The organism is Xanthomonas hawaiiensis, assembly GCF_031834635.1.
Classification (GTDB): domain Bacteria; phylum Pseudomonadota; class Gammaproteobacteria; order Xanthomonadales; family Xanthomonadaceae; genus Xanthomonas_A; species Xanthomonas_A sacchari.
Genome location: NZ_CP115873.1, coordinates 3,550,868 through 3,571,294 on the forward strand (window position 1 = coordinate 3,550,868; position 20,427 = coordinate 3,571,294).

Consider the following 20,427-nt stretch of genomic DNA (forward strand, 5'->3'; position numbering starts at 1 on the left):
CGCTCCTAGCAATCCATGCCATTTGACGGGCTCAACCGCCTTGATTGATATCACGCTCGTGCGCACGGATCAAGTGACCCATGTCGCATTACGAAGCGCCATGCAGTCTGCCCGCAAAAAAGCCCCGAGCTAATCGGGGCTTTGTGTCTACCGCCTACTGAGATATCAGCCCGGATACTTCGGGAACTTCTCATCGGGGTGACTGTCCTTCCACTGCTTGTATGCCGCCGTGCCCTCCCACGCCTTGAACGCCAAGGGCGTGCGTCCACGCCCAGACCAGGTCTCTTGAGTGTGCGGAAGCCAGTATTTTGGAGCGACTTCTCTTTTAGAGGAAGCGGCTTTCTTTGGCCTTGCCGCACCATTGATCACAAAGCCCGCAATTTCAGAGCGCTGTTTGGCGTTGAAATACTCAGCAAACTCGCCGAGCAGCTTCACCACTTCGGTGAAAGCCTCGGTAGCCTGATCTTGCCGCAACTGGGCTTCTTGCTCTTCCAGCTTGCGAAGCTCTTCCTCTAATTTGGCCTTAGCGGAGGTGATCGATTCCAAAGATTTTTTACTCACAGACGCCCTTTAATAAGATAGAACCAACGGCTTGACATGCTCCATTATTCGATTACAAAAATCAAGCCACCCTCATCGAAAACACTTACATGAAAGTTGAACAATTTTGGAATAAAGCCTTTCTTGCAGCACTCACCCGTCTACCTGCCGACGAAGCGAAGGCAGAGGCCGACAAAGCGACTGAATTATGCATAAATCACTGGCGCTCTCACGCCACTCACTGGGAACCCAAATATTTAGTGGCCTGGAAAGATCAGGAAATAAACAAAATTATTTGAAATAATCACGAGACATCAAAAAACATCAAATCGAATGATCAGACCCCAAATTACCTCGACAACTAACGCCTGCATCCCTTCGAGCTTTCAGGGCTAGAAGTGATGACCTAGCTTGATCACGCTGAGAAAAAATTTCTAGAACGCTCAATCTTCCCATTCCGAGCTGGGCCAAGATGTAGGGCGACACAGGCTGGCTTTCTGATCTCTTCGCGTGCCCGCCTTCTCCCTCCCAAACTATCAATTCTATTACCGCCACACCAATGTCTGGCTCAAAAGCAATTACAGAATTTGATTCATACTTTACACCCCCCTTGAGGATTGGGTCTTGAGGAGCAGTTGCTTTTGTTTCGAAAAATCCTTGGTTACGGGATGATGAAACTACAAAATAAGACCCACCCAGGCTATCCGACGCCTTTTCGTAGCTTTCGAAATAATCACCAATCTGCATCGGCGAGATCCCGCCAGTTAATACGATGAACTGGGTGCTTTCGTTTATTTTTTCCCCAGCCTCATATGGAACCATGATTTCACAGATGACCACTTCGACCATATCTACCACCACTTAAATTCGCTTTCGCAACTATTCGAGCCACAGATGAAGAGCTTCTTTATATTCGGGAATAATGACCTGCGGCCTAAATCGCGCCAACGTCGCCACACGATCAGGCAAAGTCCGCCGATCAATGTAGAACTTCTCCAACACTCCCTGCCCTCGCGCATGACCCGTGATTGCCGCAATGGCCGAGGCCGATACGCCCGCCTCATCCAGACGCGAAGCAATGGTGTGGCGAAAGCCATGGAAGCCTTGGCCCTTCGCCGTGATCCCTTGACGTTTAATGTAGACCGAAAATTGGCGACTCAACTGTCGACCAAAGCCAAGTCCGGTGCTGTTGGGCAGATGCGGAAAGATCTGCGTGTGTCCTGCTTTGCGCACTTCATCGATGTAGACCAGAAAGCCGGCATCGATCACTGGCTTGGCCAACGGCACAAAACGGCGGCTGTTCTTGTTCTTGACGCTCTGCCCCTTCCCGCCTTGTCGCACAAAGAACCCTGGCGCCCCATCGATCGTGTCGATGTCCTCCACCCGAAGCTGCGCGATCTCGTTCACGCGCGCCCCCGAGTAGAGCCCAAGCATCGGACCAAACCATCTGTGCGGATACTTTTTAGCCCATGCCGGGAAGGCGACAGGATCGAAGATGGCCTTCAACTGGTCATCGGTGAAGGGCTCTCCAGTGTCGTCGGCGTCAGGCGTGGCAATCGCCCGGATACCCGCCAGCGGGTTGCTTGCCAAAAGCCCTGCGGACACGAGCGACACCAAGAACACCGACAAGCGCTGACGGTGCTTGGCAACCGTCCAGGCGGCAGGCTCGGGAACCTGATTGGTTTGGGCAAGCGCCACCACCTCCATGACCGCAAGACCCTTATAGGGTGCGCGCTTGGTCGCATTCGACGGCCACCACCGCACGACATCGAAAAACGCGCGCACATGGTCTGCCGTCAGCTCAGACACCGCCAGGTCTTGCCCCACGGCACCCGCAAACAAACGCAGCGAGTGGCGGCTTTCAAGCACGGTCTTGCTGTGGAGTTTGGCGCGCTCCAAGTCCCCCAAGTGATCCGTAATCGCTTTGGACAGCAGCGGGCCAGACGCCTTGGTCTTTCCGGTGCGCCAGCCGCTTGGCTTGGCGGGAGCGGCATTTCCACTGGCTGGCTCGCGCAACAGCTCAGCGAACAGCGCTGCGTCCTCGGGCGTGTCGATCTGAGCCTTACCGAGATGCGTGCCGTTAGGCAGCGTCACATCGGTCAATGTGAGTTCGCGCAGTCCTTGCTCTCGAATGCGGCGCAGCACTTCGTCCAGATCCACCGGCTTCCCCTGCCTCAATGCTTGGAACGCGTTCGATAGTGCCATCCCCATGTAGGCCGACACCAGACGCGCAGCATCGCCGGGGCGAAGGTGAAGAGGACGAACCAAGAAACGCGAGCCAACTTGCCCCCGCAAATCAGCAGGAACCAAGAAGCGCACGTAGAGGCCTGATGGCCGATGCAGCAAGAGGGGCTTGGGCAAAAACGATACCTCAAACGATACCTTGGGAGGTCGTTCGAGGCGGTCTTCAGTCGGGAGAAATAGTCAGCGCGATCAACAACTTAGCACTGCAACTCGCGAGACTGGAGCGGGCGATGGGAATCGAACCCACGTCAGTAGCTTGGGAAGCTACAGCTCTACCATTGAGCTACGCCCGCGTTGCCGGTGCAGTCTATGCGCTGGGCCGGGGGTTGCGCAAGAAATCGGCGATGCGACTGCAGCGCGCCATGTTCCGAAGTGGCCGGCGATCATGCCCCGGCAAATGCGAAAGGGCTTCAGTCCCGACGGCTCGAGATCCGAGGCGTCGGGGCTGAAGCCCCTCCCACAACAGGCATTGCTGCCCTTGTACGACACGTCGCTCGCCCTACCCCGCCCGGCACGCAGCCGGGCAAGGCGGGCGAACTCGGCGTTGCTTAGAAGCTGCCGCCGAAGTTCACGAACAGCGAGGTGTCGTGCGCACGCGACTGGCCGGTGGTGGCGGCGATGCCGACGTTGCTCTCCAGGCCCCACATCTTGGTCCGCGCGCCCAGCACCACCGAGGCGTAGTTGCGGTCGAAGTTGATGCCCGGCACCGCGTACTCGCCCAGGTCGGACATGGTCTGCAGGTACGCGGTGGCTTCCTGGTTCTTCTTGAACTCGTGGTCGTAGGTGGCCTGCAGGTACGGCTTCACCATGCCGGCATCGATACTGGCCTTCCAGCCGATGCGGCCGACCATCGACTCGACGTCGCGGTCGCTGTAGCCCAGCGCGCTGGAGTTCGGGTTGCTCTCGGCGTAGCCGTCGAGCTTGACCTTCTGCCAGATCGCCGCGGCCACCGGGCCGTGCTTGAAGCTGCCTTCGCCGAACTCGTAGCCGCCCTGCAGCGCTGCGGTCAGGTTGCTGCCGTCCGGCGAGCCCTTGTGCTCGATGGTGGCCGGGCCGAGGTTGACCTTGCGGGTGACGTCGTAGCTCAGCCAGGTGTAGCTGACCTGGGCGTTGACCCAGGCATGCTCGCCGTACCAGCCGGCGAAGCCGCCGAGGGTGCTGTCGTCCTGGGTGTAGTCGCCGCCGCGGTTGCCGAAGTCGGCATCGGTGCGACCGAAGCCGCCGAAGCCGCCGAACACCCACTCGCCACGCGACCAGTCCACGCCGAACAGGCCGGCCGGGGCCAGACCGTCGTACAGGTCGCCATGCTGGTAGCGCTGCATGTCGCCGCGCAGGTTGCCCCACCAGCGCACGCCGTCCGCTTCCGGGCGGCCATCGACGTGCCAGGCGACCTGGTCGGCGCGCGAGCGACCGACCATCTGCGCCGAGTGCGTCAGGATCTGCTGGGTGCGCGGCCCTTCCAGGATCGACAACGCGTACTGCGCCAGCAGCTCATGGGTGCGGCCGGTCGGGTGCACGCCGTCGGCGAACACGTAGGTGTCGGCGGCATCGGCGCTGACGTAGCTGGTCGGGTTGCAGGTCAGCGACTGCGCGGTGATCTGCGGCTGGCAGGCGGTGCCGGTGACGTTGGTGAAGCCGTAGGCGCCCGGGTTGGCCACCACTTCCTGCAGCAGGTGGAAGGTGTCGACCGGGATCACCCGCAGCCCGGCGCTCTTCAGGCCGGAGAACAGCGCGGTGTTGTACGCGGTGGCCAGAGCGGTGCCCTGCGCCATCGCCGCGGCACCGCCGGCGCGGAAGCGCGGGGTGATGCCGACGTCGGGCAGGTTGTTGACCATGACATAGCGCGCGCCGGCGTTCTGCAGGCTGGCGACGATGCCGACTTCGGCGGTCACCGCGTTGCCGATGGTGGTCTGCACCGGCGCACCGCCGGCGATGGCGAACAGGTCGTTGGCACCGCCCCACACCGAGTACAGCGCGTTCGGATCGGCCTTGCCGCCGTTGGCGGCCAGGTAGTTGCTGGCCTGCGTCGCCAGCGACGGCGCCACGCCCAGCGCGCTCGGGTTGGCCACGCCGACGCGGGCATTGCCGGCGGCATAGTCGTCGCCGATCTGGCCATTGCCATTGGCGGCGGCGTTGGTGCCGTAGTACTCGGCCACGTACTGCGCCCACACGAAGTCCGGGTTGGTGGTGAACTGGCCGGTCACCGCACGTACCGAGGCCGGCAGCAGCGGACGGTAGTAACCGGCGTCGGTCAGGCTGTCGCCGAAGAACACGGTGCGGCTGTAGGTGGTGGACTGCGCGAACGCAGGTGCGGCGGCGAGCACGATCGCGGCGGCGAGCAGCGAGCGGAGCGGACGGATAGACGACGTCATGGAAGCCCTCCCGGGCAAAAATGGAACACGAAGTGGCACGAAACTGGGGTGCGGCCGCACCATACGTTGCCGCATGGCCGACATCATTCCACCTCTGCCGGACACGCTCACGTTGCACTGCCGCAAATGACACGACTCGCGCGCCAGTGGCACGCATTGCACAATGATGGCATGAACATCGAATTGAACGGCAGACAATGCATGCTGGCGCCGGCCACCACGGTGGCCGCGCTGCTGCAGGCCGAGGGGTTGGGGCAACGGCGGGTGGCGGTCGAGGTCAACGGCGAGATCGTGCCGCGCGGCGCGCACGCCACGCACGAACTGCACGCCGGCGACCGCGTCGAGATCGTGCACGCGCTCGGCGGCGGCTGAATCGGGCGGACGCGCGCCGCGGCGCGGACTCGGCAGGGCCGGTGCGATGGGCGATAATCCGCCGATGAACGCTCCCGCCCCCCACGATGCGCTGGTGATCGCCGGCAAACCCTACCGTTCGCGCCTGCTCACCGGCACCGGCAAGTTCGCCGATCTGGAACAGACCCGCCTGGCCACCGAGGCCGCCGCCGCGCAGATCGTCACCGTGGCGATCCGCCGCAGCAACATCGGCCAGAACCCGGGCGAGCCCAACCTGCTCGACGTGCTGCCGCCGGAGCAGTACACCATCCTGCCCAACACCGCCGGCTGCTACACCGCCGAGGACGCGGTGCGCACCTGCCGGCTGGCGCGCGAACTGCTCGACGGCCACAACCTGACCAAGCTGGAAGTGCTGGGCGACCAGCGCACCCTGTTCCCGGACGTGGTGCAGACCCTCAAGGCCGCGGAGATCCTGGTCGCCGACGGCTTCGAGGTGATGGTCTATACCAGCGACGACCCGATCCTGGCCAAGCGCCTGGAGGAGATCGGCTGCGTGGCGGTGATGCCGCTGGCCGCGCCGATCGGCTCCGGTCTGGGCATCCAGAACCGCTACAACCTGCTGGAGATCATCGACAACGCCAAGGTGCCGATCATCGTCGACGCCGGCGTCGGCACCGCCTCGGACGCGGCGATCGCGATGGAACTGGGCTGCGACGGCGTGCTGATGAACACCGCCATCGCCGGCGCGCGCAACCCCGTGCTGATGGCCAGCGCCATGCGCAAGGCGGTCGAAGCCGGCCGCGAGGCATTCCTGGCCGGGCGCATCCCGCGCAAGCGTTACGCCAGCGCCTCCTCGCCGGTCGACGGGTTGATCGGGTGAGGCCGCAGGCATGACCGATCCGTTCTCCAGCGCCGGCGCCAAGACCCCGCCGAAACCCTTCACCGTCGAGGAAGGCCACCGCCAGGTGCGCAGCTTCGTGCTGCGCCAGGGCCGCTTCACCCCGGCCCAGCAGCGCGCGTTCGATGCGCTGTGGCCGCGCTTCGGCCTGGACTACCAGGGCCAGCCGCGCGACCTGGATGCCACCTTCGGCCGCAACGCACCCAAGGTGCTGGAGATCGGCTTCGGCAACGGCACCGCCTTGCGCCATGCCGCACAGCACGACCCCAGCCGCGACTACATCGGCATCGAAGTGCACGCGCCCGGCGTCGGCCGCCTGCTCAACGCGCTGGCCGAGGACGGCGCCGACCACGTGCGCCTGTACCACCACGATGCGGTGGAGGTGCTGCAGCACGAGATCGCCGACGGCAGCCTGGACGAAGTGCGCATCTACTTCCCCGACCCCTGGCACAAGAAGCGCCACAACAAGCGGCGCTTGGTGCAGCCGGCGTTCGCCGCGCTGCTGGTGCGCAAGCTGCGCGACGGCGGCCGCCTGCACTGCGCCACCGACTGGGCCGACTACGCCGAGCAGATGTGGGACGTGCTCGACGCCACTCCCGGCCTGGTCAACCGCGCCGGCCCGCGCGGCCACGTGCCGCGCCCGGACTGGCGCCCGCAGACCCACTTCGAGACCCGTGGCCAGAAGTTGGGGCATGGGGTGTGGGATTTGTTGTACGACCGGGAATCGGGAACGGGGAATGGGGAATCGGAAAAGCCCTTGCCCGTCGTCCCCCGTTAGCGGCGGCCTGCGACGACCGGCCGCTTCTGCCATTCTCCATTCCCGATTCCCCATTCCCGGCCTCGCATGGATACCGCGCTGACGCTGACCACCGATATGAAGCTCGTGCTCGGGCTGGTCGGCTTCACCATGGCGATGTTCGTGTTCGAGCGGATCCGCGCCGACGTGGTGGCGCTGGTGGTGCTGGTGGTGCTCGGGGTGACCGGGCTGATCGCGCCGGAGGAGCTGTTCAGCGGTTTCTCCGGTAACGCGGTGATGAGCATCATCGCCACCACCATCCTCGGCGCCGGACTGGAGCGCACCGGCGCACTGAACCGGCTGGCGTCGTGGCTGCTGCGCCGCGCGCGCGGGGTCGAGGAGCGGCTGATGCTGCTGACCACCGCCATCGCCGGGCTCAATTCCTCGTTCATGCAGAACCCCTCGGTGATGGCGCTGTACCTGCCGGTGGCCTCGCGCCTGGCCGGGCGCACCGGGCTGACCCTGCAGCGGCTGCTGCTGCCGATCGCCGCGGCCATCGTGATGGGCGGTGCGCTGACCATGGTCGGCAACTCGCCGCTGATCCTGCTCAACGACCTGCTGCAGTCGGCCAACAACAACCTGCCCTCGGGCATGGCCACCATCGAACCGCTGCGCATGTTCGCGCCGCTGCCGATCGGCGTGGCGCTGCTGCTGGCCTCGCTGATCTACTTCCGCGTGCGCGGCGACAAGGCGCTGGCCGAAGAAGAGCGGCTGATCAACGACGGCGTCACCCCGGCGCGCACCGAGAGCTATTTCGCGCGCACCTACGGCATCGAAGGCGACGTGTTCGAGCTGATCGTCAGCGCCGACAGCCCGCTGGTCGGCATGACCCTGGGCGAGGCCGAGACCGTGCACAACGCGCCGCTGCTGCTCGCGCTGAAGACCGGCAACGACACCCGCCTGGCGCCGCCCGCGGACATGCGCATCTGGGTCGGCAGCGTGCTCGGGGTGATGGGCGCGCGCCAGCAGGTCGCCGATTTCGCGCAGAACCAGTTCCTGCGCCTGTCCTCGCGCCTGCGCAACCTCGGCGATCTGTTCAACCCCAGCCGCGCCGGCATCTCCGAGGCGGTGATCCCGCCGACCTCGCGCTTCATCGGCAAGAGCGCGGCCGAGCTGCGCCTGCGCAAGCAGGCCGGGATCAGCCTGCTGGCGATCAACCGCGACAAGCAGGTGATCCGCGAGGACGTGCGCAAGGTGCCGCTGCGCGCCGGCGACATGCTGGTGTTCCACAGCATCTGGCAGGACCTGGCGCAGGCTTCGGAAAGCCGCGACTTCGTGGTGGTCACCGACTATCCCAAGGGCGAGCACCGCCCGCACAAGTTCAAGATCGCGATGACGATCTTCGCCCTGACCATCCTGATCGCGCTGACCTCGAAGCTGCCGGTGGCGCTGACCCTGATGACCGGCGTGGCCGGCATGCTGCTGACCGGCGTGCTGCGCATGGACGAGGCCTACGCGGCGATCAACTGGAAGACCGTGTTCCTGATGGCCGGGCTGATCCCGCTGGGCTGGGCGATGGACAGCAGCGGCGCGGCGGCCTGGGTCGCCGGCCACACCATCGCGCGGCTGCCCGAGGGCATGCCGGTATGGGCGCTGGAGATCGCGCTGGGCCTGCTGACCACGGCGTTCTCGCTGGTGATCAGCCACGTCGGCGCAACCATCGTGATGGTGCCGATCGCGGTCAACCTGGCGCTGGCGGCCGGCGGCAATCCCACCGCGTTCGCGCTGATCGTGGCGCTGTCGGCCTCCAACAACCTGATGACCGCGTCCAATCCGGTGATCTCGATGATCACCGGCCCGGCCAACTACCAGCCGCGCGAACTGTGGCGCGTCGGCGGCCCGCTGTCGCTGGTCTACACGCTGGTGGTGGTGCTGATGGTCAACCTGATGTCGATGGGCTGGTGGCACGCGCTGTAGCCCGTGCCACATTGAGCGCGCGTTCTGCGCGCTAGACCAGCACCACCTGCCCTGCCCGCACCTCCACCGGCACCGCATGCAGGCTCTGGCCGCGGCATGGGCCGGACACGCACAGGCCGCCCTGCAGTTCGAACGCGGCGCCATGCGCGGCGCATACCACGTGGCCCTCGCGGCTCTTCAGGAACTGGCCCGGCGCCCAGTCCAGGCGGCGCCCGGCATGCGGGCACACGTTCAACCACGCGCGCACGGTGTCGCCCTCGCGGTACAGCAGCAGCGACTCGGCTTCGCCGCCGATCAGTGCCTCGGCCTCGGCCAGTTCGCCGGAAACGAGGGCGTGCAGCGACGCCAGCACGGTGGAAGATTCGGTCATGGCTTACGGACACGCACAGCGTTGGGGCCGCAATTCTGGCACGGACGCGCGTGGCCGCGCCGGCGCGCGGCTTCACTCCGCGAGGACATGCAAGCGGTTGAACGCAAAGTGTTAATTTTTCGCTTAACGAAGTTTTCACTCCGTCACACAAAACAGCGCCGATACTGCGCGCCTTCGGTTCAAACTGAAACAGAGTTCTGCCATGCGCGCTCGCCTCTTCAATTTCGACCAATTCCGGCACGTCTTCGCGCCGCGCAAGCCGCGCCATCCGCTGGTGAAGCTGGCCGTGGGCCTGCTCGGCCTGGCGATCCTGGCCGGGCTGGTGTTCGTCAGCGTGTTCGTGGGCGCGGCGATGATCCTGGGCGGCATCGCCATGAAGCTGCTGAGCCAGCGCGGCAAGCGTCCGGCCACCGCGCGCCGTCATGTCGTCGATGGCGAATACCGGGTGGTGCGCAAGCCGGCCTTGCCGCTCTAAAGCCGGGAGTGGGGAATCGGGATTGGGGATTCGTGAAAGCGGCATCCGCCTGTCTGTTGGAATTGGGTTGAACCCATCGCGGTAGACTGCTGCATCCCCTTCTCGTTGGATGCACGCTCATGAAAAACCTGTTCGCTGCTGCCGAGGCTCCTCGCGTTCCCGTGCGTGGGCAGGGTCTGTTTCCGGTGCATCGCATCTATTGCGTGGGTCGCAACTTCGCCGACCACGCGCGCGAGATGGGCGCCAGTGCGCCGGCCTCCAAGGCCGAGCGCGGCCAGCCGACCTTCTTCATGAAACCGGCCGATGCGCTGGTGATCGGCGACGAGGCCATCCCCTACCCGTCCGCGACCCAGGACCTGCACCACGAGGTGGAACTGGTGGTGGCGCTGGGCCAGGACGCGCCGGCCGGCGTGCTGCCGGTGGAAGGTGCCGAGGCGCTGATCCTGGCCTACGGCGTAGGCCTGGACCTGACCCGTCGCGACCTGCAGGCCGCGGCCAAGGCCAAGGGCCTGCCGTGGGACATCGCCAAGGGCTTCGACGCGTCCGCGCCGATCAGCGAGCTGATCCCGGCCGGCGAGGTCGGTGCGCTGGAGGCGCTGAACCTGTCGCTGGAGGTCAACGGCGAAGTGCGCCAGCAGTCGCTGCTGGAGCAGATGATCTGGAACGTACCGGAGATCCTGCACGAGCTGTCCAAGCTGTTCGCGTTGCGCGCCGGCGACCTGGTGTTCATGGGCACACCCGCCGGCGTGGCCGCGCTGCGTCCGGGCGACCGCTTCAGCGCGCGCCTGGAGAACGTGGCCGAGCGGCACGGGCGCATCGTCGGCTGAGTTCGTCGGCCGGGGACACGCGCGCAGTCGCGCGGCGGACGCAGGTCTGTGACCCGACGACCACAACCGCTGCGCTAGGCTAGCGCCGCGGCGACAGGCCCGCACTGACAAGAGAGGAGTTCCGATGAGCATGATCCGCGAATTCAAGGAATTCGCCATGCGCGGCAACGTGCTGGACCTGGCGGTCGGCGTGGTGCTCGGCGCCGCGTTCGGCAAGATCGTCACCGCGCTGGTGGAGAAGATCATCATGCCGCCGATCGGGTTGCTCGTCGGCGGCGTGGATTTCTCGCGCTGGGCGTGGACGCTGAAGGCGGCCACGGTGGATGCCGCGGGCAAGCCGGTGCCGGCGGTGGTGATCGGCATCGGCGATTTCCTCAACACCATCATCCAGTTCGTGATCGTGGCCTTCGCCATCTTCATGCTGGTCAAGGCGATCAACCGCATCGCGCGCAAGGAGCCGCCGGCGCCGAAGGCCCCGACCGAGGAAGTGCTGCTGCTGCGCGAGATCCGCGATTCGCTCAAGCACGAGCCGCGCGCGGAGTAAGCGCGACCGTGCACGCGGCCTCCGCCGTGGAGGCCGCGTGCACGGCGGCGAGGCACTGTTAAGCTCCCCGTTCCTGTGTTCGCGGAGTTCTCCATGCGCCGTCTTGCCGTCGTCATCGCTGCCGTCCTGAGCCTGTCCTTCACCGCCAACGCGGCCGAGGCCACGCGCATTCCAGAGGCGGCCCTGCGCGATGCAGCGACCCTGCGCGAACGCGCGCTGGCCGACGACACCGGCTGGAAGGTGGTCGAATCGCTGACCACCGAGATCGGCCCGCGCATGGCCGGCAGCGAGGCCGATGCGCGCGCGGTGGCCTGGGCCACCGCCAAGTTCAAGGCGCTGGGCTTCGACAAGGTGTGGACCGAGCCGGTGACGTTCCCGAAGTGGGAGCGGCGCAGCGAGCACGCGCAGGTGCTCGGCGCACACGCGCAACCGCTGACCGTCACCGCGCTGGGCGGCAGCCCCGGCGGCACGGTCGAGGCCGAGGTGGTGCGCTTCGCCGACCTGGCCGCGTTGCAGGCGGCGCCGGCCGATGCGCTGCGCGGCAAGATCGCCTTCGTCGACTACCAGATGCTGCGCACGCGCGACGGCAAGGACTACGGCAATGGCGGCGCGGTGCGCAGCAAGGGGCCGTCCGAAGCGATCCGCAAGGGCGCCATCGGTTTCGTGATGCGCTCGGCCGGCACCGATTCGCACCGCGTGCCGCATACCGGCATCACCCTCTTCGACGACGGCCTGACGCCGGTGCCGGCGGCGGCGCTGTCGGTGCCCGACGCCAACCAGCTGGCGCGCCTGCTCGCGCGCGGCCCGGTGCGCCTGCGCCTGGCGCTGGACTGCGGCTGGGACGGTACCGCCACCTCCTACAACGTGATCGGGCAGATCACCGGGCGCACGTTGCCGAACGAGGTCGTGTTGATCGGCGGGCACCTGGATTCGTGGGACCTGGGCACCGGCGCGATCGACGACGGTGCCGGCGTGGCGATCAGCATGGCCGCCGGGCACCTGATCGGCCAGCTCAAGCAGGCGCCCAAGCGCAGCATCCGCGTGGTCGCCTTCGCCAACGAGGAGCAGGGCCTGTACGGCGGCAAGGCCTATGCGCAGGCGCATGCCACGGACGTGGCGCGGCACCAGATCGCCGCCGAGAGCGACTTCGGCGCCGGCCGCATCTACGCCTTCAACACCGGCTCCGGCGACGCCGCCGGCTCGCGCGAGGCGACCCGGCAGATCGCCGAGGCGCTGGCGCCGCTCGGCATCGCCTATGCGCCGGACGCCGGCGGCCCCGGCCCGGATGTCGGCCCGCTGGCGGCCAAGGGCGGCGCCTGGGCCTGGCTGGCGCAGGACGGCAGCGATTACTTCGATCTGCATCACACCGCCGACGACACCCTGGACAAGATCGACCCGAAGGCGCTGGCGCAGAACGTGGCCGCCTATGCGGTGTTCGCGTACCTGGCGGCGCAGGCCGACGGCGGGTTCGGCAGCCAGGCCAAGACAGTGGAACCGCCCAGGGAGTAAAGTGCATCGGACCTGCGCAGGACGCGCGCAGGGGCTTCCCTTCCGCAGCTGCGCCAGGACCTTTGATGGGCATACGGCAACGTCGCGCGGGCTCAGCGGTGACGTTGCTGGATGTGGCCCGCCATGCGGGCGTGTCGCCGATGACTGCTTCGCGCGTGATCAACCGCCACCCGCGCGTGAGCGCGACCATGCGCGAGCGCGTCGAGGCGTCGATCCAGGCGCTCGGTTACCGCCCCAACCTCGCCGGCCGCTCGCTGCGCACTGCAGGACTGGCCCGCATCGGCGTGCTGTACAGCAACCCCAGCGCGGCCTACCTCAACCAGTTCATGCTCGGCGTGCTCGAACGCAGCAGCCTGGAAGGCTGCCAGGTACTGGTGGAGAAGAGCGAGGACAGCGACAGCCAGCGCGCCGCCACCGAACGCCTGCTCGAGGCCGGCGCCGATGGCCTGATCCTGCCGCCGCCACTGTGCGATGCGCGGCAGACCATCGCCGAACTGGAGGCGCGCGGCATCCCGCTGGTGGCGGTGGCCACCGGCGCGCCGCTGCCCGGGGTCAGCTCGGTGCGCATCGACGACTACGCGGCCGCATGCGCGCTCACCCAGCACCTGCTCGATTTGGGCCACCGCGACATCGGCTTCGTCAGCGGCGATCCCGGCCACACGCCCAGCGCGCTGCGCAGCCGCGGATTCTTCGACACCATGGCGCGGGCCGGGCTGACGGTGGCGCCGGAGCGCGTGGCCGAAGGCCTGTTCACCTACCGCTCCGGCCTGCTCGCGGCCACCGCGCTGCTGCAGGTCGCGCCGCGCCCCAGCGCGATCCTGTGCAGCAACGACGACATGGCCGCCGCGGCGCTGGCGATCGCCCACGGGCTGCGCCTGCGCGTACCCGAGGATCTGTCGATCGCCGGCTTCGACGACACCCCGGTGGCAACGACGATCTGGCCGGAGCTGACCACCATCCACCAGCCGGTCACGGCGATGGGCGGGGCGGCGGTGACGCTGCTGCTCGGCGAGATCCGCCAGCGCCGCGACGGCCTGCCCAGCCGCGGCACCCACCAGGTGCTGGACTACACCCTGGTCACCCGCGCGTCCACCGCGCCGCCTGCAGCGGGCTGATCGCCACGGCGGCGCGTGCGGCGCGCTCAGGCGCGCGCGTGCCGGACCACGTCGACCTGGGCGACGCCCAGCAGGCCGGTCAACGGCACCTCGGCGCGGCGTTGCCGCGGGTCGGCGACCAACCCCTGGTTGCGCAGCAGGTCCAGCAACCGTTCCGCCAGCGGCATCACCATGTGCCGTCCCCAGCAGCGCTCGGCGGCATGGCCGAACGGCAGGTAGCCCGGCAAGGCATCCGGGTCCAGGCCGTCCCAGCGCTCGGGCCGGAACGCCTCCGGGTCCTCCCACAGCGCCGGATCGCGATGGCTGAGCAGGGGCAGCACCAGCACGTCGTCGCCGACGCCGATGCGCGGATCCAGCGCGCCGTACTCGGGCGAGGCGTTGCGCAGGATGTTCCAGGACGGCGGCAGCAGGCGCAGGGTTTCGTAGAGGATGTTGCGGTTGCAGACATGCGGGTCGAACGGCGACCCCAGCCACAGCGCGTTGGCGACCAGCGTGGAAATGGTGAAGCACACCGGCGCGGCGGTGCGCCGGTACAGCCCCATGGCGTCGCGGCGTTCGCGGTAGTTGCCGGCTGCGGACAGCAGCATGGCCAGTGCCGAGGCGTCCGCGCCTGGCGCCAGCGGTGCGAGCGCGCCGACGGCGATCACCGCCCAGGTCAGGCGCGGCGTCAGTTCCAGGGTGCGGTCCATCAGCAGGCGCAGCCGCCAGGGATCGCCGCCGAGCAGCAGATCGCGCAGATAGACATGGCCGACATGCGGCCAGGGGCCGGACAGGTCGAGCGTCGCGGGGACCGGGCGCTTCAGCGCCTCGCGCACGTCGCGGCCGATCGCCTGCATCAGCCTGGCCGCTTCGCTGCGCGCGATCGAGCGGCCGTGCAGCGGTTTGAAGGTCGGCCGTTCGTGTTCGGTCGCGGGCCGGGCCGCGAGCAGGCGGTCGGTCAGCGCGGCACCGGCGACGCCGACCGTGTCGGCATCCAGGCGGAACGCCTCCTGCCCCACATGCGTGCGCAGCAACTCCTGCAGACGCGGCGCGAAGACCGTGGCGCGCGCGTGGCGATCGACCAGGGTGGCGGACATCGCGAGTCTCCTGAAGGAACGGCGCCCGGCGCAGCGTCGCCGCCGGGCACCGGCCGCACGCGACAGCGCGCGGCAACGCACAGGGCGCTCAGTACCAGATGTACCAGGCGTACGACTTCAGCGGCTTCTTCGACGACAGCAGGTGCTTGATGGAGAACAGCAGCTTCATGAGCGACATCTCCGCAGGAGTGACGATGGCCCTTTCGGGAGGGGGACTGCGCGGTCTCGCTGGCACGCATCGCGCGGGGCGCGATCGCATCGACGAGGCGCGCTTGCACGCTACGCCGCGGACACGCGCCCCGCAAACCCGAAACCGGCAGATGCGCACACTATTTCGTAGCCAAATGCAGCCGACCGCTGATGCCCACCGTCGGGTTCAGCGCGCAGCGTGCTGGTGCGGATGCCGGCTGCGCCAGGTGCCCAGCAACACCGCGGTGGCGGCGGCGACATTGAGGCTTTCCACCGCGCCGCTGCCCGGGATCGACAGGCGCAGATCGCAGGCCTGGGCGAAGTCGCGGTCCATGCCGTCGCTCTCGGCGCCCATCACGTAGACCAGGCGTTGCGGCAAGGCGCTGGCGAACAGATCGTCGCCGCCGGCCACCAAGGTCGCCGCCAGGGCGAAGCCCGCGCCACGCAACTGCGCCACTGCCTGCGCCGACGGCGGCAACCGCACCAGCGGCACCGCCTCGGCGCCGCCCTCGGCCACGCGCGCGGCGGCGCCGGACAGGGCCAGTGCGGCCTGCTCCGGCAACAGGATCGCGCCCACGCCGAAATGCGCCGCCGAGCGCAGGATCGCGCCGAAGTTGTGCGGATTGCCCACGCCGTCCAGCCACAGCGCCACCACCGGACCCGACGCCAGCGTCTGCAACCAGTCGGCCAGGGCCAGCGGCGCGACGCGCAGCACGTCGGCGACCACGCCTTCGTGGTGGCTGCTGGCGGCGAGCTTGTGCAGGTCGGCCTCGTCCACCACGCGGTAGCCGACCCGGTTGGCCACGCACCACTTCAGCAGCGGCTGCAGCGCCGGGATCCGCGCCTCGCTCAGGTACAGCTTGCGGATCGCCTCCGGCCGCCGTGCATACACTGCGCGCACTGCGTTGAGGCCGTACAGGCGCAGTTCGTTGCGGGGCGCTGCGGCCGCCGCACCCTCACCCCCGGCCCCTCTCCCGGGGGGAGAGGGGGGATTGCCACCGCGCGGGCGGTTGCCCCACGGCGAGGTCATCGGCGCACGCCCGTGGCGCAGCGGGAACGAAGGGCATGACGCATGGCAATCTCCTGAAAAAAGCGCGGGCCGCGCGTTGGGAACGGCGGGCTGCGGACATTTTCGCTCATCCGCGCGCCGCCGGCTGCCCCAGTGTGGTCCAGCGCGGCGCCGGCACTTGTCTACATCGCGCGACACGAAGCGCAAACCAGATCGCGGCGACGACCGAGAAGCAGTTCACCCTCGCCCGCACCATGCAGGATTCGCGGCGAAACATGCGGAAATCCGACAAGCGTGCGCTGCACGTTGGGTCCATCGTCGCCGCTCCTTCGGCCACCACGCAGGCCTCTATCGAAAACAGCCACGTTCCCTCCCACTCGCTTCGCAGACGGGAGGCACGCCGCGACCGTCGGCGCCACAACGCGCCGCGCCGCTGCGCCGGATGGCCTCCCGAGAACGCATTCCGCATTCTCACGACAAGGCGAACTCCCATGCACTCCGACTTCCGCACTTCTTCCTGGACCGCGCGCCACCGTGCCTGCAGCGCATTGCTGCTGATGCTGGCGCTGTTCGGCCTCAGCGCCAGCACGCTGGCGCAGACCGCCACACCCGATGCGCGCCTGGCCCGGGCCGGCGCCCTGCGCGCCGCGCACAAACCGGCCGACGTCCCCGACGACTACATCCAGACGCCCTTCGGCTACTTCGCGCCGGCCTGCGTGCGCCAGGTGCATCGCAACGAGCGCGTCCTCGGCGACGGCGGCCTGCAGCGCGCCAACGGCGTGCGCGAACAGGCGCAGGCCTGCACCCAGGACAACTTCACGCCCAGCGGCATCCGGGTACGACCCGACGGACGCAGCCTCGATGGTCAGCAGATCCGCGGCAACGCCGCGCTGGCAGCGTCCAGCGCGCGCCGCACGGTGCCGCCGCCGATCACCCACGACTGGGTGCAGTCGGCCATCGACGTGACCGGCAACAAGATGGGCCGCATCGTGGCCAGCTGGACGGTGCCGCAGAACCCGACCAACGTGGCGCACCAGACGGTGTATTTCTTCCCCGGCATGCAGAGCGACGACCCGACCATCCTGCAACCGGTGCTGGGCTACCGCGGCGACAGCAATACCTGGGATCTGAGCAGTTGGAACTGCTGCCAGGACGGCATGGTGTGGTACAGCGATTTCATCCCGGCCAAGGCCGGCGACCGGATCGTGGGCGACACGTATGCCACCTGCAACAACGGCAGCCCCTGCGCGAACTGGAACGTCGATACGCGCAACGTCACCACCGGCCAGAGCGTGCGGCTCAGCACCACCTACGACATCAATTCCCGCACGCACTTGGTGGTGGGCGGTGCGCTGGAAGTGTATGCGGTGGACAGTTGCGACCAGTATCCGCCCGACCGTCGCATCACCTTCGACGCGATCGGCGTGTACGACTACCGCATGCAGCAGGTCGCGTCGCCGGCGTGGGTGTCGTACAGCGACAGCTCCGGCCTGGACGTGCAATGCGACTATGCGGTGGACACCACCGCGACCTCGGCGACCATTTCCTACTGACGTCGTGCCGCCCGCGCGTCGCGGCCCAGCGGCGACGCGCGGCTCAGGCCGCCGGCCAGGTCCGTGCGAACAGCCGCAGATCGCGCGGCTGTCCATCGCGCAGCGACAGCTCGCGGCGCGTGCCGATCTCGCTGAACCCATTCTTCTGCAGCACCCGCGCCGAGCCGTGATTGTCCGGCAGCACCAGCGCCTCGATCCGCTGCAGGCCTAACGCCGGCACCGCCCAGTCCAGGTACGCGGCGACGATGCGGGTCATCCTTCCCTGGCCCCAGTACGCACTGCCGAGCCAGTAGCCCAGCTCGGCCAGGCCGGGCGCCGGCTGCGCCGCCGCATGCAGGCCGATGCCGCCGCAGGCCTCGCCGCCGATCTCGATCGCCAGCACCGGATGCAGCGGATCGTTCAGGTCGATCACCCGCCCGCCCAGAAAGGCCTCGCCGTCGGCCCGCGTGTAGGGGTGCGGAAAGCGCCGGCTCAGCCCGCGCGCCACCTGGGCATCGTCGGCATGGCGCAGCAACGCGTCCAGATCGCTGGCGCGCCAGCGACGCAGCGCGAGGCCGTGCCACTGCACATCCGGCTCTGACCAAGGGTCGGCGGCGGCGGACATCGGCGGCTCCTGCGGCAACGGGACGCCCAGCATAGCGGCCGGCCGCGCCGTCCGCCGGGGCGCGCAATCGTCTACGGCTGAGGGTTTTCCCCGACAGACCAGCGAAAGCCAGCGCCGCTAGACTCCCGCGCCGCACCTCGCCCTTCCGTCCCAAGAGCCGTTCCCGATGCCCTCCGACACCGCCGCCACGGCCCGCATTCCGATCTTCATGTACCACAACGTGGCCGAGGCGCCGCGGCATCTGCAGGTGTACCGCAGCCTGTACGTCAGCCCGGGCCGCTTCGCCAGGCAGATGCGCCTGCTGCAGCGGCTGGGCTACCGCGGCGTGTCCATGTCCGACGCCATGCCCTACCTGCGCGGCGAGCGCCAGGGCAAGGTCGCGGTGGTCACCCTGGACGACGGCTACCTGGACAACCTGCACGCGGCGCTGCCGGTGCTGCAGCGGCTGGGCTTCACCGCCACGGTGTACATGGTCAGCGGCTGCATCGGCCGCCACAACGTGTGGGATGCGCAGAAGCTGGGCATCGAGAAGCCGCTGATGAACCTGGCCGAGCTGCGCCAGTGGCGCGCCGGCGGCATGGAGATCGGCGCGCACACCCGCTCGCACCCGCACCTGACCGGCTGCAGCGATGCGGCCCTGCGCGAGGAGATCGGCGGCTGCAAGCGCGAACTGGAGGACCTGCTCGGCGAGGCGGTGCCGCAGTTCTGCTACCCCTACGGCGATGTCGACGACCGCGTCGCCGACGTGGTGCGCGAGGCCGGCTATACCGCCGCCACCAGCACGCGCCGCGGCCGCGCCCCGGCCGGCTCGGACCCGATGCGCTACCCGCGCATCCAAGTCGCGCGCCACCACTTGCTGCCGCAGTTCGCGCTGCGCGCCTTCACCGCCTACGAGGACCGGCGCGGATGAAATTCCTGTTCGTCGGCACCAATCCCGAAAACACCGGCGCGGCCACCCATTTCGTGGCGCTGGCGCAGGCGCTGGCCGGCGTCGGCCACCAGGTCGAGGTCATCGCCTGCGAAGGCGGCCTGATCGCCGACGAGTTGCGCCGCAGCGGCATCACCGTACATGTCGGGCACTTCCGCAACGTGCTGGACCCGGACGGCTACGGGCCGTTGCTGCGCGTGGCGCGGCGCAGCCGGCCGGACTGGCTGGTCGGCAACTTCGGCAAGGAGTACTGGCCGCTGCTGCTGGCCGGACGCGCACTGGGCATCCGCGTGGCGCTGTTCCGCCACCGCACCCCGGCGATGAGCGCGCTGTCCGGCTATGCGATCCCCCGGCTGGCGGCGCGCTTCTTCGCGGTGTCGCACTACGCCCGGCAGGCCTACCTGGAGCGCGGCGTGCCCGAGGCGTTGGTGCAGGTGCTGTACAACCCGGTGACCATGGAGCGGCTGCGCCCGGATCCGGAACGTGGCCGTGCCATCCGCGCCGCGCAGGGCTTGCCCGAGGATGCGATCGTGCTCGGCTACAGCGGGCGCATGCATGCCGGCAAGGGCATTTTCCCGTTGCTGGAAGCGGCAGGCGCGGCGATGGCGCAGGAACCGCGGCTGCACTGCCTGTGGCTGGGCGACGGCCCGGACGCGGCGCAGCTGCAGGCGCAGGCCGCGGCGCAACCGCATGGCGAGCGCCACCGTTTCGTCGGCTGGGTCAACGACACCACGCCGTACTACAACGCGATGTCGATGCTGGCGTTTCCGTCGCTGGCGCCGGAAACCTTCGGCCGGGTCTCGGTGGAGGCGCAGGCCAGCGGCGTGCCGGTGCTGGCCAGCCACGTCGGCGGCACCGCCGAGACATTGGATCCCGGCGTCAGCGGCGAACTGCTCACGCCCGGCGACGTCGATGGCTGGCGCGATGCGATCCTGCGCCTGTGCGACAGCGAACGGCGCCAGCGCATGGGCCAGGCCGGGCGCGACTTCGTGCAGCGCCATTTCGGCGGTGCGGTGATCGCCGCGCAGTTCGTGCACCTGCTGCAGCAGCCGCGCTGCGCGCCGCGGCCGCTGGCCTCGTCGCGGGCCGATCCGGCCTGAGCGACCTCGC

The 20,427-nt window shown here is 68.0% G+C and carries 21 protein-coding genes, 1 tRNA gene and 1 pseudogene; 13 read left to right on the forward strand and 10 right to left on the reverse strand.

The window, feature by feature from the left end:
- Nucleotides 1-165: 165 nt before the first annotated feature.
- Entirely contained in the window at nucleotides 166-561 is a 396-nt protein-coding gene (locus PG878_RS15155) for an H-NS histone family protein (RefSeq protein ID WP_209031016.1), read from the reverse strand.
- An 89-nt stretch (nucleotides 562-650) separates the two neighbouring features.
- Between PG878_RS15155 and PG878_RS15160 the strand changes: the two genes are divergently transcribed.
- On the forward strand, nucleotides 651-839 hold the full coding sequence (locus PG878_RS15160; protein WP_209031015.1) for a hypothetical protein: 189 nt from the start codon (nucleotides 651-653) through the stop codon (nucleotides 837-839).
- A gap of 25 nt (nucleotides 840-864) precedes the next feature.
- Here PG878_RS15160 and PG878_RS15165 read toward each other — a convergent pair whose 3' ends face one another.
- From PG878_RS15165 to PG878_RS15180, 4 genes are all read right to left on the reverse strand, one after another.
- On the reverse strand, nucleotides 865-1,389 hold the full coding sequence (locus PG878_RS15165) for a hypothetical protein (protein ID WP_209031013.1): 525 nt from the start codon (nucleotides 1,387-1,389) through the stop codon (nucleotides 865-867).
- A 30-nt stretch (nucleotides 1,390-1,419) separates the two neighbouring features.
- Nucleotides 1,420-2,751: a site-specific integrase gene (locus PG878_RS15170; protein WP_209031086.1), complete on the reverse strand. Its 1,332-nt coding sequence runs from the start codon at nucleotides 2,749-2,751 to the stop codon at nucleotides 1,420-1,422.
- 252 nt (nucleotides 2,752-3,003) lie between these two features.
- Nucleotides 3,004-3,077, reverse strand: a tRNA-Gly gene (locus tag PG878_RS15175).
- 255 nt (nucleotides 3,078-3,332) lie between these two features.
- Complete coding sequence (locus PG878_RS15180) at nucleotides 3,333-5,156, reverse strand: autotransporter outer membrane beta-barrel domain-containing protein (RefSeq protein WP_209031011.1); 1,824 nt, start codon at nucleotides 5,154-5,156, stop codon at nucleotides 3,333-3,335.
- Between the two features lie 171 nt (nucleotides 5,157-5,327).
- On the opposite strand from PG878_RS15180, the gene thiS reads away from it, so the two are divergent.
- The 4 genes from thiS (at nucleotide 5,328) to PG878_RS15200 (ending at nucleotide 9,118) form a co-directional block, all read left to right on the forward strand.
- Nucleotides 5,328-5,528: a sulfur carrier protein ThiS gene (gene thiS / locus PG878_RS15185; RefSeq protein ID WP_209031010.1), complete on the forward strand. Its 201-nt coding sequence runs from the start codon at nucleotides 5,328-5,330 to the stop codon at nucleotides 5,526-5,528.
- Between the two features lie 64 nt (nucleotides 5,529-5,592).
- Nucleotides 5,593-6,387 (forward strand): thiazole synthase, encoded by a 795-nt coding sequence (locus PG878_RS15190; RefSeq protein WP_017910410.1) that lies wholly within the window; start codon nucleotides 5,593-5,595, stop codon nucleotides 6,385-6,387.
- Between the two features lie 10 nt (nucleotides 6,388-6,397).
- Entirely contained in the window at nucleotides 6,398-7,183 is a 786-nt protein-coding gene (gene trmB, locus PG878_RS15195; protein ID WP_209031009.1) for a tRNA (guanosine(46)-N7)-methyltransferase TrmB, read from the forward strand.
- A gap of 66 nt (nucleotides 7,184-7,249) precedes the next feature.
- On the forward strand, nucleotides 7,250-9,118 hold the full coding sequence (locus PG878_RS15200) for an SLC13 family permease (RefSeq protein ID WP_209031008.1): 1,869 nt from the start codon (nucleotides 7,250-7,252) through the stop codon (nucleotides 9,116-9,118).
- 31 nt (nucleotides 9,119-9,149) lie between these two features.
- On the opposite strand, the gene PG878_RS15205 is transcribed toward PG878_RS15200, so the two are convergent.
- Entirely contained in the window at nucleotides 9,150-9,488 is a 339-nt protein-coding gene (locus PG878_RS15205; RefSeq protein WP_209031007.1) for a Rieske (2Fe-2S) protein, read from the reverse strand.
- A gap of 202 nt (nucleotides 9,489-9,690) precedes the next feature.
- Between PG878_RS15205 and PG878_RS15210 the strand changes: the two genes are divergently transcribed.
- The 5 genes from PG878_RS15210 (at nucleotide 9,691) to PG878_RS15230 (ending at nucleotide 13,958) form a co-directional block, all read left to right on the forward strand.
- Entirely contained in the window at nucleotides 9,691-9,963 is a 273-nt protein-coding gene (locus tag PG878_RS15210) for a hypothetical protein (RefSeq protein WP_017910413.1), read from the forward strand.
- 119 nt (nucleotides 9,964-10,082) lie between these two features.
- A complete protein-coding gene (locus PG878_RS15215; RefSeq protein WP_209031006.1) occupies nucleotides 10,083-10,790 on the forward strand; it encodes a fumarylacetoacetate hydrolase family protein in 708 nt (235 codons plus the stop codon).
- 124 nt (nucleotides 10,791-10,914) lie between these two features.
- Nucleotides 10,915-11,334, forward strand: coding sequence for a large-conductance mechanosensitive channel protein MscL (gene mscL, locus PG878_RS15220; protein WP_019802352.1), 420 nt, complete (start codon nucleotides 10,915-10,917; stop codon nucleotides 11,332-11,334).
- Between the two features lie 93 nt (nucleotides 11,335-11,427).
- Nucleotides 11,428-12,843: a M28 family peptidase gene (locus PG878_RS15225; RefSeq protein ID WP_209031005.1), complete on the forward strand. Its 1,416-nt coding sequence runs from the start codon at nucleotides 11,428-11,430 to the stop codon at nucleotides 12,841-12,843.
- Nucleotides 12,844-12,908: 65 nt separating this feature from the next.
- A complete protein-coding gene (locus tag PG878_RS15230) occupies nucleotides 12,909-13,958 on the forward strand; it encodes a LacI family DNA-binding transcriptional regulator (RefSeq protein ID WP_425611751.1) in 1,050 nt (349 codons plus the stop codon).
- A gap of 230 nt (nucleotides 13,959-14,188) precedes the next feature.
- Here PG878_RS15230 and PG878_RS15235 read toward each other — a convergent pair.
- From PG878_RS15235 to PG878_RS15245, 3 genes and pseudogenes are all read right to left on the reverse strand, one after another.
- A pseudogene (locus PG878_RS15235) lies at nucleotides 14,189-14,794 on the reverse strand (cytochrome P450); the annotation flags it as partial.
- A gap of 328 nt (nucleotides 14,795-15,122) precedes the next feature.
- Nucleotides 15,123-15,212 (reverse strand): tryptorubin family RiPP precursor, encoded by a 90-nt coding sequence (locus PG878_RS15240; protein WP_017911958.1) that lies wholly within the window; start codon nucleotides 15,210-15,212, stop codon nucleotides 15,123-15,125.
- Nucleotides 15,213-15,410: 198 nt separating this feature from the next.
- Nucleotides 15,411-16,253 (reverse strand): TrmH family RNA methyltransferase, encoded by an 843-nt coding sequence (locus PG878_RS15245; RefSeq protein WP_209031000.1) that lies wholly within the window; start codon nucleotides 16,251-16,253, stop codon nucleotides 15,411-15,413.
- A 470-nt stretch (nucleotides 16,254-16,723) separates the two neighbouring features.
- On the opposite strand from PG878_RS15245, the gene PG878_RS15250 reads away from it, so the two are divergent.
- Nucleotides 16,724-17,785 carry a hypothetical protein gene (locus PG878_RS15250; protein WP_209030999.1) on the forward strand — a complete coding sequence of 354 codons (1,062 nt, stop codon included), beginning with the start codon at nucleotides 16,724-16,726 and terminating at the stop codon, nucleotides 17,783-17,785.
- A 43-nt stretch (nucleotides 17,786-17,828) separates the two neighbouring features.
- Here the strand turns inward: PG878_RS15250 and PG878_RS15255 are convergent, their stop codons facing one another.
- Nucleotides 17,829-18,389 carry a GNAT family N-acetyltransferase gene (locus PG878_RS15255; RefSeq protein ID WP_244672576.1) on the reverse strand — a complete coding sequence of 187 codons (561 nt, stop codon included), beginning with the start codon at nucleotides 18,387-18,389 and terminating at the stop codon, nucleotides 17,829-17,831.
- A 166-nt stretch (nucleotides 18,390-18,555) separates the two neighbouring features.
- Here PG878_RS15255 and PG878_RS15260 point away from each other — a divergent pair, with 166 nt between their 5' ends.
- On the forward strand, nucleotides 18,556-19,299 hold the full coding sequence (locus tag PG878_RS15260; RefSeq protein WP_010341794.1) for a polysaccharide deacetylase family protein: 744 nt from the start codon (nucleotides 18,556-18,558) through the stop codon (nucleotides 19,297-19,299).
- On the forward strand, nucleotides 19,296-20,417 hold the full coding sequence (locus PG878_RS15265; RefSeq protein ID WP_209030996.1) for a glycosyltransferase family 4 protein: 1,122 nt from the start codon (nucleotides 19,296-19,298) through the stop codon (nucleotides 20,415-20,417). Before PG878_RS15260 ends, PG878_RS15265 begins: the two co-directional genes overlap by 4 nt.
- The last annotated feature ends 10 nt before the right edge of the window (nucleotides 20,418-20,427 follow it).